Source organism: Nostoc sp. MS1 (assembly GCF_019976755.1).
Taxonomy (GTDB): domain Bacteria; phylum Cyanobacteriota; class Cyanobacteriia; order Cyanobacteriales; family Nostocaceae; genus Trichormus.
On record NZ_AP023441.1, the window covers coordinates 5110811 to 5126321 of the forward strand.

General features: G+C 42.1%; 14 protein-coding genes. 4 read left to right on the plus strand and 10 right to left on the minus strand.

Features of this window, described 5'->3' with window-relative positions:
- Positions 1 to 97: 97 nt before the first annotated feature.
- The 5 genes from rpmB to gloA form a co-directional block, all read right to left on the minus strand.
- A complete protein-coding gene (rpmB, locus tag NSMS1_RS22155) occupies positions 98 to 334 on the minus strand; it encodes a 50S ribosomal protein L28 (RefSeq protein WP_224086885.1) in 237 nt (78 codons plus the stop codon).
- A 187-nt stretch (positions 335 to 521) separates the two neighbouring features.
- The gene (gene htpG, locus NSMS1_RS22160) at positions 522 to 2495 is read right to left on the minus strand and encodes a molecular chaperone HtpG (protein ID WP_224086886.1); all 1974 of its coding nucleotides are present in this window, start codon (positions 2493 to 2495) and stop codon (positions 522 to 524) included.
- 207 nt (positions 2496 to 2702) lie between these two features.
- Positions 2703 to 3341, minus strand: coding sequence for a class I SAM-dependent methyltransferase (locus NSMS1_RS22165; RefSeq protein ID WP_224086887.1), 639 nt, complete (start codon positions 3339 to 3341; stop codon positions 2703 to 2705).
- A gap of 141 nt (positions 3342 to 3482) precedes the next feature.
- Positions 3483 to 6125 (minus strand): ATP-dependent chaperone ClpB, encoded by a 2643-nt coding sequence (gene clpB / locus NSMS1_RS22170; RefSeq protein WP_224086888.1) that lies wholly within the window; start codon positions 6123 to 6125, stop codon positions 3483 to 3485.
- Positions 6126 to 6511: 386 nt separating this feature from the next.
- Entirely contained in the window at positions 6512 to 6946 is a 435-nt protein-coding gene (gene gloA / locus NSMS1_RS22175; RefSeq protein WP_224086889.1) for a lactoylglutathione lyase, read from the minus strand.
- Positions 6947 to 7343: 397 nt separating this feature from the next.
- On the opposite strand from gloA, the gene eno reads away from it, so the two are divergent.
- On the plus strand, positions 7344 to 8633 hold the full coding sequence (gene eno / locus NSMS1_RS22180; protein ID WP_224086890.1) for a phosphopyruvate hydratase: 1290 nt from the start codon (positions 7344 to 7346) through the stop codon (positions 8631 to 8633).
- 43 nt (positions 8634 to 8676) lie between these two features.
- Here the strand turns inward: eno and argC are convergent, their stop codons facing one another.
- Positions 8677 to 9735, minus strand: coding sequence for an N-acetyl-gamma-glutamyl-phosphate reductase (gene argC, locus NSMS1_RS22185; protein WP_224086891.1), 1059 nt, complete (start codon positions 9733 to 9735; stop codon positions 8677 to 8679).
- A 326-nt stretch (positions 9736 to 10061) separates the two neighbouring features.
- On the opposite strand from argC, the gene ribBA reads away from it, so the two are divergent.
- A complete protein-coding gene (gene ribBA, locus NSMS1_RS22190; RefSeq protein ID WP_224086892.1) occupies positions 10062 to 11729 on the plus strand; it encodes a bifunctional 3,4-dihydroxy-2-butanone-4-phosphate synthase/GTP cyclohydrolase II in 1668 nt (555 codons plus the stop codon).
- 50 nt (positions 11730 to 11779) lie between these two features.
- Here ribBA and NSMS1_RS22195 read toward each other — a convergent pair whose 3' ends face one another.
- From NSMS1_RS22195 to NSMS1_RS22210, 4 genes are all read right to left on the minus strand, one after another.
- Complete coding sequence (locus NSMS1_RS22195) at positions 11780 to 11956, minus strand: type II toxin-antitoxin system HicB family antitoxin (RefSeq protein WP_224086893.1); 177 nt, start codon at positions 11954 to 11956, stop codon at positions 11780 to 11782.
- A 38-nt stretch (positions 11957 to 11994) separates the two neighbouring features.
- The gene (locus NSMS1_RS22200; RefSeq protein ID WP_224086894.1) at positions 11995 to 12174 is read right to left on the minus strand and encodes a type II toxin-antitoxin system HicB family antitoxin; all 180 of its coding nucleotides are present in this window, start codon (positions 12172 to 12174) and stop codon (positions 11995 to 11997) included.
- 130 nt (positions 12175 to 12304) lie between these two features.
- The gene (locus tag NSMS1_RS22205; RefSeq protein ID WP_224086895.1) at positions 12305 to 12619 is read right to left on the minus strand and encodes a hypothetical protein; all 315 of its coding nucleotides are present in this window, start codon (positions 12617 to 12619) and stop codon (positions 12305 to 12307) included.
- 88 nt (positions 12620 to 12707) lie between these two features.
- Positions 12708 to 13262, minus strand: coding sequence for an NUDIX hydrolase (locus NSMS1_RS22210; RefSeq protein WP_224086896.1), 555 nt, complete (start codon positions 13260 to 13262; stop codon positions 12708 to 12710).
- 137 nt (positions 13263 to 13399) lie between these two features.
- On the opposite strand from NSMS1_RS22210, the gene NSMS1_RS22215 reads away from it, so the two are divergent.
- Together NSMS1_RS22215 and NSMS1_RS22220 are read left to right on the plus strand one after the other, a co-directional pair.
- Positions 13400 to 14452 carry a dipeptide epimerase gene (locus NSMS1_RS22215; protein WP_224086897.1) on the plus strand — a complete coding sequence of 351 codons (1053 nt, stop codon included), beginning with the start codon at positions 13400 to 13402 and terminating at the stop codon, positions 14450 to 14452.
- On the plus strand, positions 14436 to 15482 hold the full coding sequence (locus tag NSMS1_RS22220; RefSeq protein WP_224086898.1) for a DUF1611 domain-containing protein: 1047 nt from the start codon (positions 14436 to 14438) through the stop codon (positions 15480 to 15482). The genes NSMS1_RS22215 and NSMS1_RS22220 overlap by 17 nt, the downstream gene beginning before the upstream one ends.
- Positions 15483 to 15511: the final 29 nt, after the last annotated feature.

Here is a 15511-nt window from a genome sequence, read left to right on the forward strand (position 1 = left end):
TCTTGCCAAAGAGGGGTAGATTTATTAAATATTTTCTGAAGATATGGAAATTACCTAGAAAATAAAATCAGCAAATTCCAAACCCTGCATGAGCAGTTTAGTAATGATTGAGGTTAAGACCAGCTTCTTTTGCCATTGCTTCTAAACCTTTGACTTCTAAGGTTTTAATGGCTTTGGTAGATAACTTCAGTTTTACCCAACGGTTGCCACTTGGCCACCACACGCGCTTGGTTTGCAGGTTGACTTGTTGCAAGCGTTTGGTACGGCGGTGGGAGTGGGAAACTGCAAAGGCGTTATTTGCTTTTTTGCCAGTTAAATCACAGCGACGAGACATTGTTGCTATCTCCAGATTACGATTTGAATACAACCTTCCTATTTTAGCTGACTGCGACAGAGGGTAGGTAATTCGTAATTCGTAATTCGTAATTCGTAGCTCGTAATTAAGCAAACAGGGTGCGTCAGTATGAATATTTTCTAAGTATAGCTAGGGTTTCTCGTACTGACGCACCCTACATCTAATATTAGCTGCTGGCTTGTTGTGTCAGCTTAGTTAGGACTTCGTTGGAACGTTCGACAAAGGATTTCATTCCTTCCGCGTCAAAACCTTTCTGGGACATCAACGCTAAATCGTAAACGTGTTGGCAAATTAAGTTTGCTAGGGGATTTATTGTTTGTCCATCGCCTTGAATGATTGTACCTTGGTTGAGATTTACCAAGTTTTGTATGAGGGGATGGGCTGTATTTACTAGTAAAATATGGTCTTCGGGAAAATCTGCGTTTTGCTGTTGCATAATGGCGGTCATTTCCCTCATGCGGCGGAGAAATTCTGGTAGAAGCACCATTGCCGGTGGTGTACCTTGAGGATCGTCAGACTTGAGTGCTTCTGTGCGAATGTTGACTCTGGGTTTGTTGAGGGATTTCTCGAATAACTCTTTAATTACCTCACTCTTGGTTTTGTTGGTTGTGGGGTCAACAATTTCCTGCGCTTTGTCTTGATCTAGTAAGGTGTTATCTAGGTCAGAGTCTACGCGGGTAAATTTGACATCGTTATATTCCCGTTCCAGGAAGTTGATAAAGTGGGTGTCAATGAAGGAGTCGAGGAACAGGACTTCCAAGCCTTGGTTTTTGTGTAGTTCTATATATGTAGCTTGGGTGGCTTCATCAGTGCTGTAGAAGACGCGGTTTTCGTGGCGTTCTTTGTTGCGTTCTAGGTATTCTTTCAGTGTTGTGTATGGGGAAGCGGATGTGGAAGTGTCGGGGGTAGGGGTGACATCTTGCCAAGCATCTTCTTCACTTGATTGTACTTGCACTGAAGCAGTCTCAGTATTTGCCTTGTTCTGTGCGGTGCGGCGGAAAATAATGATGTCTTCGACCTGCTTTTTAAATTTCTCATCGTTGAGAACGCCGAATTTGACAAATGTACTTAAGTCTTTCCACGCACTAATATATTGTTCGCGGTCGTCGCGGTAAAGTTCTTTGAGTCTGTCGCCGACTTTCTTAGCTATATAATCGCCGATTTTGCGAACTGTGCGATCGCCTTGCAAGGCACTACGTGATACATTGAGGGGTATATCTGTACTATCAATTACCCCGCGCATCGGTACAAGGAACTGGGGAATAATTTCTTCGCAGTTATCACTGACAAAAACTTGATTACAGAATAATTTGATTTGTCCTTTGGTTACATCCACATCGGGACGCATTTTAGGGAAATACAGAATCCCGTTGATAATAAAGGGATAGTCAGTATTCAAATGCACCCACAGTAAAGGTTCTTCTTGAAAAGGATAGAGGTAGCGGTAAAATTCTAAATAGTCTTCTTTGGTTAAGTTGCTGGGAGACTCCCGCCAAGGTGCTTTTTGCTGGTTTAAAACTTCACCATCCAGTTTGATGGGTACTGGCATGAAGTCGCAATAAGTCTTGACCAGATTTTTTACTCTGGCAGCTTCTAAATATTCTTCTTCGTCTGGTAATAGAGTCAGGGTGATGGTGGTTCCGCGAGTGGTGCGGGATGACTCTTCTAAGGTGAACTCTGGGGAACCATCACAACTCCAGTGAACTGCTTGCGCTCCTTCTTGATAGGATAGGGTATCAATTTCTACCTTATTCGCCACCATAAAGGAAGAGTAGAAACCTAAACCAAAGTGACCGATGATTGGTTGGTCTGATTTACCTTGATATTTGTGAATAAACTCTTCCGCACTTGAGAAAGCGACTTGGTTGATATATTTCTTAACTTCCTCTGCTGTCATCCCGATACCATTATCGGTGATGGAGAGAGTTTTTTTATCTTTATCAATCGCCAGCACAATTTCTGGTTCCTCGACTTCTCCCGCATATTCTCCAGCGCGGGACACCATCTTCAGCTTTTGGATGGCATCGACAGCGTTAGATACTAATTCCCGTAGGAAAATTTGGTGGTCTGAGTAGAGGGACTTTTTAATGATGGGGAAAATATTCTCAGTATGAATACTGATAGTGCCTTGCTCTAGCATGATAAGTAATCGTATGTGAAGGTGTTTGTGTAGTCAAGACATTGTAGCCTTTTATATTATGGGTAATTCCCAAAGATATAAAAGACCATAAGGGCAATAAAGATTTTCAAGGTATAGTTTATGCGATCGCAGCTAGTTACCAGGATTGTTTGCCCCCCAAACTGTGATGCGGATTTCCCTACCAGACACTAGTCTATTACTATATATTTATTTACTCACTATTTTCTCCAAGACTAAAAAATAGTGATATGGATGGATAGGGTCGGTAAATTCCTGCTTAATAGTTAAACCAGCTTTAGCCACAGATTTGTGTATGCGCTTTTTTGGATAACCCTTTAGTCCGATTTCCCAGAAATGTTCATCGGTTTTAGGCTTATTACTCCAAAATTTTGGCAAATTAATTAATAAATACCGCGATCGCTTTGTAAAAGAAAATTTTACTTGAATTGCGAAAAATTCGGAATTATAAGGTAACGAAACTATTAAATATTTTTTCGTTGCTTCTGCCAGTTTTTTTAAGGCTTGTTCTGACTGTTCGTAGGGTAAATGTTCTAAAACCTGAAACAGAACAATTGCATCATATCTATCTTTTTCTATATAAAAATCACTGGTCAAATCTAGTAATATATCTGGTTCTAGATTGCTATCAATATCTGCTGTTGTGACTTTGTAACCTTTGTTTCTCAGTAAGTCTGTCATAATGGAATTAAAAATTCCAATTTCCAGAATGTCTTTTATCTGTTTGCCAAGGTTAAGTATCAGCCGTAATTGATGGTGATAACTTATAAAGCGGTCTCTTGATAAATATTCAGAGTTTCTTAGGTTTAACGAAGTGATAAGCTGCATATAATTTTGTCTTGAATCTGAGTAACTAAAAGACTAGTTGTTATATATTTAAGGTCTTTTGTGATACTGAGTTCAAGGGGCAAGCTTAGACGCAAGTGATTACATAGAGACGCACTATCAACTGCGTCTCTATAAAGTTAGCTAAGTCATAATCTGCGTTACGGAAATTTTTGCTGGTGCTTTGTTGCTAAAAGTGAGAATATTCTCACCCTTATCGATGTAAACGGTGTCACCAGAAATAAAGGTATTTTCTAATATTTTGGTGGCGAGGGGGTTTTCAATTTCTCGCTGAATGGCTCGTTTTAGGGGTCTTGCGCCGTAAACTGGGTCATAACCTTTTTCTACTAGGAAATCACAGGCGGCTTGGGAGATATCAAAGGAGATTTTTTGCTCTCGCAACAGATTTTCCACCCGTTTGAGTTGAATGCGGATGATGTGGCGCATTTCGTCACGACTGAGGGTGTGGAAGAGTATTGTATCATCAACGCGGTTGAGAAATTCGGGGCGGAAGTGCGATCGCAAGGCCTCCATGACCCGATTTCGCATTGTCTCATACTGAGAATCATCACCAGACACATCTAAAATATGTTCGCTACCGATGTTACTGGTCATGACAATGACGGTGTTGCGGAAATCTACAGTTCTCCCTTGAGAATCAGTAATCCTCCCATCATCTAACACCTGTAATAGTATATTGAACACATCGGGGTGTGCCTTCTCGACTTCATCCAATAACACCACCGAATAAGGATGACGGCGGACGGCTTCGGAAAGTTGACCCCCTTCTTCGTAGCCTACATAACCAGGAGGCGCACCAACTAGCCTGGAAACTGAGTGTTTTTCCATGTACTCAGACATATCCAAGCGCACTAAAGCATCATCGGAATCAAACAGGAATTGGGCTAACGCACGGGCGAGTTCGGTTTTACCTACGCCAGTCGGCCCCATGAATAGGAAGGAACCGATAGGACGGTTGGGGTCTTTCATACCCGCACGGGCGCGACGGATGGCGGCTGCAACTGCTTCCACTGCTTCCTGTTGTCCTATTACCCGTTGGTGGAGGTGGCTTTCGAGTTGCAGGAGTTTTTGCCGTTCTGACTCCAACAGGCGGTTTACGGGTATACCTGTCCACTTAGCGACGATTTCGGCAATGTCGGCTTCGGTGACTTGTTCACGCAACAGGGTGGAACCTTGGCTTTGTAATTCTAGTAGCTTCGCTTCTTTGGCTTCGCGATCGCGCTGTACTCCCTCCAGTTTGCCATACTTCAACTCAGCCGCTTTATTCAAATCATAAGCCCGTTCTGCTTGTTCAATTTGCACCCTTAAAGCTTCTTCTTCTTTCTTTAACAGGCTGATAGCTTCTAATACTTGCTTTTCTCCTTGCCACTGATTGTTTAAATCCTGCTGTTTTTCGGTTAAATTGGCGATTTCCGACTCAATTCGTTGCAAACGCTCTTTGGTTGCGGCTGCTACTTTCTCTTCCCCAGCCAAAGACAACTTTTCCATTTCTAGCTGCATTAAACGGCGGTCGATGGCTTCTAAATCTGCTGGTTTGGATGTGATTTCCATTTTTAACTGTGCTGCCGCTTCATCGACCAAATCAATGGCTTTATCTGGTAGGAAGCGATCGCTAATATACCTCGCCGATAAAGTAGCCGCAGCTACCAGTGCGGAGTCAGAAATTTTTACGTTGTGGTGGACTTCGTAGCGTTCCTTCAATCCCCGCAAAATTGAGATTGTATTCTCCACACTCGGCTGGTCTACGTACACTTGTTGAAAACGCCGTTCCAGGGCTGCATCTTTCTCAATGAATTTGCGAAACTCATCTAAGGTAGTAGCGCCAATACAACGCAGTTCTCCCCGCGCCAGCATAGGTTTGAGTAAATTCCCCGCATCCATCGCCCCTTGTTGGCTGGAACCAGTACCGACGACAGTATGTAGTTCATCGATGAATAAGACAATGTTACCGTTAGATTCCGTAACTTCCTTGAGGACGGCTTTGAGACGTTCTTCAAATTCTCCTCGCAATTTTGCTCCAGCAATTAGGCTACCGATATCTAGGGAAACGAGTTGGCGGTTTTTCAAAGATTCGGGAACATCACCATTAACTATACGCTGTGCCAAAGCTTCGGCGATCGCCGTCTTACCCACCCCTGGCTCCCCAATCAACACTGGGTTATTTTTGCTACGCCGTGATAACACCTGAATCACCCGGCGAATTTCATCATCACGCCCAATTACCGGGTCTAACTTCCCTGCTTTCGCCTGTTCTGTTAAATCTCGACCAAATTTTTGTAAGGCTTCATAGCGAGATTCTGGGTTTTGGTCTGTCACTTTTTGGCTACCACGAACTGTTTTTATACTTGCTTCTATCTTGGCACTATCTACATTAAAGCCTTTAAGTACCCGTCTACCAACCCGTTCATCATCGACAAAAGCTAGGAGGATATGTTCTACGGAGATGTAACTATCTTTCATTCTCTCGCGGATTTCCTCAGCGCGATCGAGCATTACATCTAAGCTCCGACCAAGGTAAAGCTGATCACTTTTGCCTACTTTTGGTTGACGTTGAGTAAAAGCTTCTAATTGCTGTTGTAAGCGAATGGGATCTATTTCTGCGCGTCCTAAAACTCGGATAGCCAAACTGGTGGGATCTTCTATTAGAGCAAGAATTAAATGTTCAACGTCTAGTTGCTGTTGTTGATATGCACGGACTATATCTTGGGATTTAACAATGGCTTCCCAGGCTTTATCTGTAAATTTATTAGGATCTGTAGGCTGCATTTTTACGATTTTTGGTGTATTATTTCAGACTTGTATTTTGTGTATAAAATCTGGGCAAAGTAGACAACTAGAGGTTATTCCATAATCTTTTGTTAGAGCATAAACATATTAAATAAATATAATTCGTATAAAATATAACTTATTAAACGCAGAGGAAGAGGAGGTCAGCGCAGAGAGTTTAGTTGGTTCTTTCTCTGTGAATTAAGGAAATTGACTCACTACCTATTTCCTAATTTAAAACGAAAACACCTTTATGAGCTTACTTTGCAAGTTGGGCGAAGGAAAATATTTAATTTGGTAGACAAGGATTTGGGAGATAAGGGAGCAGAGGAGAAAAAAACTGTCAACTGTCAACTCTCAACTGCTCACTCCCCAACCCCCAGTCTTTAATTTTTCACCAGTTGTTCTGATGATTCTTGTTTGCCTGTCGAGCCTTGAGTACTTAACTGGATGAGTTCAATTTTGTATCCGTCTGGATCTTCGACAAAAGCAATTACTGTTGAGCCATGCTTCATCGGCCCTGGTTCTCTTGTTACTTTACCGCCCTGATTTCTAATAGACTCACAGGTAGCGTAGATGTCATCTACACCAAGAGCAATATGACCGTAAGCATTACCTAATTCGTACTTGTCCACTCCCCAATTGTAGGTTAGTTCTATAACTGAATGATCGCTTTCATCGCCGTAGCCAACAAAAGCTAGGGTAAATTCTCCTCCTGGATAATCTTTTCTCCGTATTAACTTCATTCCCAGGACATCACAGTAAAATTTTAATGACTCGTCCAGGTTTCCCACCCGTAGCATTGTATGTAGCAAGCGCATATTTACCTCTAGTAGTGGTTCTATTCTGCCAACATTGTACAGAAGGCAGGAGGTAGGAGGCAGAAGGCAGGAGGCAGGAGGTAGGAGGCAGAAGGCAGAAGGCAGAAGTAAATTACTATCTACCTCCCCCCACTCCCTCATCTCCCCACTCCCCACTCCCCACTCCCTACTCCTTTCAAGGGCAGTAATCAATTTTACTCATTTCTCTACTCTCCCCAAAACACCAAAAAACAACTATTGACTAATGACTATTGACTAATGACTAATAACTAATGACTATTGACTTTGGAAATCTTCATTTAATCTGAGCCGATAGGTCGCCTCAGCGCCTATGCTAACGATGGGATTGAGCGATGCCACTGTGTGCGATCAAAGGTAAGAAGGAGACAATAGATCAATGAATAATATTCTCGATACCGCCATTGAGGCGATTGTAGCCCGTGAAATTCTCGACTCACGCGGTAGACCAACAATAGAAGCGGAAGTACACTTATTAAGCGGCGCTGTAGGATTGGCACAGGTTCCTAGTGGCGCTTCGACAGGAACCTTTGAAGCTCACGAACTCAGAGACAAGGATAAAAGCCGTTACGGTGGCAAAGGGGTATTAAAGGCGGTACACAACGTTAATGAGATACTAGCCCCCAAATTAATTGATTTGGATGCCCTCAATCAAGAACTCATTGACCGGACTATGATTGCCCTTGATGGTTCTGGTAACAAATCTAACTTAGGTGCAAATGCAATTTTAGCAGTTTCTTTAGCAGCCGCCAGAGCCAGTGCTGACTCTTTGGGCATTCCCCTATATCGTTATTTGGGTGGGCCTTTGGCGAATTTGTTGCCTGTACCTTTAATGAACGTGATTAATGGTGGGGCGCACGCCGCTAATAATGTGGATTTCCAAGAGTTCATGATTGTCCCCATTGGTGCATCTTCTTTCCGTGAAGCTTTGCGCTGGGGTGCGGAAGTATTTGCTACCCTCAGTGAAGTGCTACATGACAAGGGTTTGCTGACTGGTGTAGGTGATGAAGGTGGTTTTGCTCCCAACCTAGAATCTAATCAGGTAGCCTTGGAATTGCTAGTGGCGGCGATTGAGAAAGCAGGCTACAAGCCAGGGGAACAAGTAGCCTTAGCGCTGGACGTTGCGGCTAGTGAGTTTTACAAGGAAGGGCAGTATGTCTACGATGGTAAACCTCATGCGCCAACAGAATTTATCGATTATTTAGCGCAGTTAGTGAGCCAATACCCGATTGCCTCAATCGAAGATGGTTTACATGAAGAAGATTGGCAGCATTGGCAATTACTCACCCAAAAGATTGGTTCTCAGGTGCAGTTGGTTGGTGATGATTTGTTTGTAACAAACGCTACCCGCTTGCAAAGAGGCATCCAAGAAAAAGCAGGTAACGCCATTCTAATTAAACTCAACCAAATCGGCTCTTTGACGGAAACTTTAGAAACCATTGATTTAGCAACTCGCAACGGTTTCCGCTCAGTAATTAGCCATCGTTCCGGTGAAACAGAAGATACCACCATTGCTGATTTAGCCGTCGCAACCCGCGCTGGACAAATCAAAACCGGTTCCTTATGTCGTAGCGAACGTGTAGCAAAATACAACCGCCTACTACGGATTGAGGATGAATTAGGCGATCGCGCCATCTATGCTGGGGCTGTAGGTTTAGGGCCAAAATAAGCACAGGAATAGGTAGTAGTTTTTCCTATTACCTATTACCCAACTAGGGATAAAACCCCAAATTAGGTAGTCCCAATGTTTCATCCCATCCCATCATGATGTTGAGGCACTGAATTGCTTGACCCGCTTGGCCTTTGATGAGGTTATCAATTGCTGACATAGCAACTACCCGGCCAGTACGCGGGTCAACATCTACACCGAGATAACAAAGATTGCTACCAGTCGCCCATTTTGTTTGCGGATAAATGCCGTTTTGACACACTTTGACCCAAGGGGAATTACGGTAAAATGCTGTAAAAATAGTAGTTAAATCATCACCGACTAAACCAGGATCGCGGAGGGTGGCGTATACAGTGGCTAAGGTTCCCCGGACGATAGGGACGAGGTGTGGCGTAAATAAAACTGTAACTTCGTGACCTGCTAAATCACTACAAATTTGCTCGATTTCTGGAGTTTGGCGGTGACGTACCACACTATAAGGAGCCAGAGAATTGTCTGCTTCTGCTAATAATAAATAAGTTTTAGCATCTCTACCACCACCGGAAGCGCCGGATTTAGCGTCAACAATAGCGGTTTCTGGGGCGATTAACCCTTGCTTTAACAGGGGGAATAATGCCAAAAGGCTGGCTGTAGCGTAACCACCAGGACATCCGATTAATTGGGCTTCAGAAATTTGTTCACGGTATATTTCAGGTAATCCATATACGGCAGTGGCGGCTGTGGTGCGATCGCGCCTTTCCAAACCATACCATGAGGTGTAAGTGAGCAAATTACGGAATCGATAATCTGCACTCAAATCTATTACCTTACACCCCCTTTCCAACAAAGTTGGGGCGATTTGACAAGCCAAACCATTATCTAGCGCCAAAAATACCACTTCGCAGCGACGCGCAATAACTTCTGGGTCTATTTCCTCAATTGATAATTTAACTGCATGAGCTAAGTGAGGGTAGAGAGACGCAAAAGATTTACCAATACCACTGTCTCCACCTAAGTAAACTAGTTCGACATTTGGATGATCCATCAGCAATCGCACTAATTGCACTCCACCATAGCCTGACGCGCCAACAATCCCAACGGGTACGCGCCGAAAATTGCCCATGTTCTCAAATCCTTATCCGTATTTGGTTAGTTTGTGAGTTAATTGACAGTTGACAATTGACAGTTATCAGTTATCAGTTATCAGGTTACTTATACTGTTCACTGTCCACTGTCTACTATTCCCAATCAAAACATTGCTAGTCTATATCTTCGCCGTATAAACGAGCTACAATCTAAAATAAGAAATTGTTAAAAAAATTTACTATTGCTCACTCAAATCCTCTGTGTCACAAATTAAAAATACACAGCAGTCCTCCACTACTCCCTTAAACGGGAGAAACCAGGCACGGGTGTTCTTAAGTATCTGCCTATTAAAAAGAAAAGTGTATGTTTGATTCCATTGATGCTGCCTTATCAGACCTAAAAGCGGGTCGTGCCATTGTAGTGGTAGATGACGAAAACCGAGAAAATGAAGGCGATTTGATTTGTGCTGCCCAATTTGCCACGCCTGACATGATCAATTTTATGGCGGTGGAGGCAAGAGGGTTGATTTGTCTGGCGATGACGGGCGATCGCCTAGATGAACTCGATTTACCATTGATGGTAACTAATATCACTGATCCTAACCAGACGGCTTTTACTGTCAGTATTGATGCTGGCCCTCATTTGGGTGTGTCTACAGGCATCTCCGCCGACGATAGGGCGCGGACAATTCAGGTAACACTTAACCCAGCCACAAAACCTTCAGATTTGCGTCGTCCTGGTCATATTTTCCCTTTACGTGCTAGAGCTGGTGGCGTACTCAAACGGGCTGGACATACTGAAGCGGCTGTTGATTTATCACGCTTGGCGGGATTGTATCCGGCTGGGGTGATTTGCGAAATTCAAAACCCCGACGGTTCAATGGCGCGATTACAGCAGTTAATTGATTATGCCAAGCACCACAGTTTAAAAATTATTAGTATTGCCGATTTAATTAGTTATCGCCTGCAACACGATCGCCTAGTGTATCGTGAGGTAGTTACCAAACTACCCAGTCAATTCGGTCAATTTGATATCTACGCCTATCGACACACTTTAGACAATACAGAACATGTCGCCATTGTCAAGGGTAAACCAGAAAACTTCCACAATGAACCTGTGATGGTGCGGATGCACTCGGAATGTTTAACGGGTGATGCTTTAGGTTCTATGCGCTGTGATTGTCGGATGCAGTTAGAAGCTGCATTAAAAATGATTGAGTCGGCTGGTCAAGGCGTGGTAGTTTACCTCCGGCAAGAAGGACGAGGGATTGGGTTAATTAATAAACTCAAAGCCTACTCCCTACAAGATATGGGGTTAGATACAGTCGAAGCAAATGAACGCTTGGGCTTCCCTGCTGATTTGCGAGATTATGGCATGGGAGCGCAAATGTTGATGGATTTGGGTGTAAAGAAAATTCGCCTGATTACTAATAATCCCCGAAAAATTGCTGGTGTCAAAGGTTACGGCTTGGAAGTGGTTGACCGCGTGCCATTATTAATTGAAGCCAACGATTATAATTCTTACTACTTAGCTACCAAGGCGAAGAAACTAGGTCATATGCTGTTGCAGACTTACCTAGTAACTGTAGCCATTCACTGGCAAGATGACCCGCAACAGGTGACAAAACGCTATGAAAGGTTAGAGAAACTGCGGCATTTAGTCAGAAGCCATGATTTATTATTGCAAGAAGAAGCTCGACCTTTAGCGATCGCACTTTTCGACAAACCAGCCTTAACAGTACACTTAGGCTTTGACCAAGCAAAAGTTGCCAGTTGTGATTGGTATCGTGAAAGCGGTCATCCTTATGTACAAGCAATTCTGCCAATTCTGGATAATCTAGCAAGTTTACCTTACGTCCAGAAATTAGAATTTTTGATTTCTTCAGGTAGTGATCCTTTGGCTAATTTGCAAGTGCAGTTAGATAGACAGACAATTGCACCTAATGAATTACCTTCATCAGTAGGGAATGATTTGGAGACACAAAAGATTTACAGTTTTACTAAAGAAGTTGAGGAGCAAATTAACATCTAGTTTCCAAAAGAGGCGTTAAGATTATCTCGCCTCTAACAGTTTCTCAACTGTTAAATTAATATCGTTACTTCTTCATCTTCCAGAAGCATTTCAATTACTTCGCGGAGGTTTTGTAGTAACTCATCTAAAGTTTCTCCCTGAGAATGCGCTCCCGCAAATCCAGGGATGTAGCCTAAATAGAGTTTTGTATCTAAATCTTTCTCAATGATAGCGGTGAAGGTTTTCATCGAAGTTTACTAGAGGCTTTTATTATTAAATCATAGCTTCACAATGAACTTTTTAACTGGCGATCGCTTGCAGCTTCGAGCCAACCTTCGATAGCATCCTTCAAATTAGCCAAAACTTCCTCTATTGTCTCACCTTCAGTAATACAACCAGGAAGCGCCGGAACCTCTGCCCAATAGCCACCTTCCTCTCCTGGATGAATGATTGCTTTAATTTTCATACACCTGTTGAGTTAGATTTTGAGAAAGGCTAATAAGAAGATATGACTACTCTCAAATTTGCTGTATTTCTAAGCCAAGCTGATATCTTAATGCTTTAAAAAAATCTTAACACTTTTTAACAATTTATCATCATTTAGTTAATTTAGGTTCGTATTTTTCTTTCCACCGTCTTTTGGCTTTACTATCCATTCTCATATTTATGTTAATAATGGATGTACAGACCGCAATTAGTATTCTACTATTCGTTATGAGAGAAATGTTTTCCCTAGTACAGATACTAAAAATATTGCAAACTACAATAGCAACAAGTATATCTAATATTATTTGATGTATAGTATTCCAAATAAAATACCAAGAAGCGACTACTTTGATTTTACCGAAGAAATCACATTTTTCAACTATCTTTTTTTTATTAGGTATTTCTTCAAAAATAGAATTTTGCATTGTTGTTCACGAATAATTGTATATAGAGGATTTAGTTATGTAAATAGCTTGCTTAAATTCACTATAGGTTACCTATTTTAATAACAAATTATTTATCACTAATAAACCTTAAACCTAAAAATAAAGCTGCAACAGTTCCCGCCACTGAAATTTCGCCTTGGGTAATTTTCTCTAAAATTAACTCTATAGGAATTAATATAACTTCTATTTCTTCTGTAATATCTAAATTTTGCTCTCCCATTTTCACAACATTCTCTGCTAAAAATAAATGAATCTGATTAGTTTCTTTACTAGGATTATCGTATAAGGTAGCGATTTTTATGAGTTGTTTAGCTGTATAACCAGTTTCTTCTTCTAATTCTCTTAATCCAGCATCTTCAGGATTTTCTTGTGTTGGGTCAAATCTCCCGGCTGGTAGTTCTATAAAAAATTCTTCTGCACCATGTCTGTATTGACGAACAAAGATAACTTCTCTATTAGCTGTGATAGGAAAAACTAAAACAATATCAGGTTTAATATAGACGAAATAGTCATCAATTACTGCACCGCTTGGTAATTTAACCTCATCTTGCCTAACTTGACACCACTGATGATTTAGAACCATTTTTGAGTTGATTATTTGCCATTTTTGTAATTTACTCATGGATTTATTTATTTACTACCTATAAATTAAACTTTTATCTATACAGAATTAATGTAAAAAAGTATAACAGATGGGTTAAATAAGCTAGACTTTGTATTTACACTATTTTTGCTCTCGGCAAAGATTGAGCATTCTTTATGCAGGTAGAAGTTAGTTTATTTACGGTCAATAAAAGATTTCCTTTGACTATTAGTCGCGGTACGACAGCAAAGACAACAAATGTCTGGGTGAAGATATTACATGATGATATCGAAGGCTGGGGTGAAGCTTCACCTTTTGGTGTGGGTAATTATGGACAGTCCACTGAGACTATCAAAGACTACTTGCAACAACTTGTGCCACTATTACAACCATTTAGCCCTTTGCAGAGACAGGAAATCGAGCAATTATTTATTAAACATCAGGTTCCTTCAGGGGTGAGGGCGGCGTTAGATATAGCAATGCACGACTGGTTGGGTAAGCGTGTAGGTCTACCCCTGTGGCAAATTTGGGGACTTGATCGTCAGACTATAGTCCCAACTTCAGTTACTATTGGCATTGATACACCGCAAGCAGCAAGGATACGGACAAGAGATTGGCTAGAATTGACAGATGTTAAGTTGTTGAAAGTGAAGTTAGGCAGTCCTAATGGTATAGAAGCAGACAAGGAAATGCTGTTAGCTGTCAAGGATGAAGCACCAGCACAAGAATTTTTTGTTGATGCTAACGGTGGTTGGAGTTTAGCGGATGCTGTCCAAATGTGCAATTGGCTGGCTGATTTGGGTATCAAGTATGTGGAACAGCCGTTAGTTAGGGGAGGGGAAGAAGATTTAATTAAATTAAAGGCACAATCTCCCCTACCCATATTTGTTGATGAAAGTTGTTTCAATAGTACTGATATTCCCCGTTTAGCTAATTATGCTGATGGCATTAATATTAAATTGATGAAATCAGGTGGTTTAACTGAAGCTTTGCGGATGGTAAATACAGCTAAGGCTTGTGGGTTGCAAGTGATGTTTGGCTGTTATTCTGACAGTACATTATCAAATACGGCTGCGGCACAACTAGCGCCACTGGCTGATTATTTAGACTTAGATAGTCACCTCAACTTAAGTGATGATCCCTTTACAGGTGCGTTGCTACAAGAGGGGCGAGTGTTACCAAATGACTTACCAGGCTTGGGAGTAAAATATAGTGCGTCTGCCACTTAATCAAAAAGTAGCAATTTTGCTACATGAAGGAACTACTGGATCTGTTGGCAAAACAGGGTTAGCTCTTTTACGCTATAGTGAGTCCCCTATTGTGGCTGTAATTGACCGTAACAGTGCAGGTAAATCTTTAAGGGAAATTACGGGGATTAAGCGTGATGTACCGATTGTAGACTCGGTAGCTGCTGCCTTAGAATACCAGCCCCAAGTTTTAGTTATTGGTATTGCGCCTAAAGGTGGGGCAATACCTGATGATTATTGGATAGAACTGAAAACGGCGTTAGGGGCTGGAATGTCTTTGGTAAATGGTTTACACACACCCTTAGCAAGTATCGCTGATTTAACTGCACTTCTCAAACCAGGACAATTGATTTGGGATGTCCGCAAAGAACCGCCTAATTTAGATGTTGCAAGTGCGGCGGCGCGGACTCTACCCTGTCGGCGGGTGTTGACGGTGGGAACAGATATGGCTGTGGGGAAGATGTCCACCAGTTTAGAGTTACATCGGGCATCAAAATTGCGGGGTTGGCGTTCTAAGTTTTTGGCTACCGGGCAAACTGGTGTGATGTTGGAAGGGGATGGTGTGGCTTTGGATGCGGTGCGGGTAGATTTTGCTGCGGGTGCGGTGGAACAGATGGTGATGCGTTATGGCAAAAACTACGACATTCTGCATATTGAAGGGCAAGGTTCCTTACTCCATCCTGGTTCTACTGCTACCTTACCCTTAATTCGTGGTTCCCAACCTACCCAACTGGTACTGGTACACCGTGCTGGACAAACTCACAATACCAATAATCCGCATATACCGATTCCACCGTTAACTGAAGTAATTCGCCTGTATGAAACTGTGGCTAATGCGGGTGGGGCGTTTGGGAATGTGCCGGTGGTGGGGATAGCTTTAAATACTGCCCATTTAGATGAGGATGCAGCAAAGGAAGCGATCGCCCAAATAATAGCACAAACCGGTTTACCTTGTACTGATGTCGTCCGCTTTGGTGCTGATGTTCTTTTAGATGCTGTCATGCACAATTAAAATATAAATAGGGTGTACCTCAATAATCA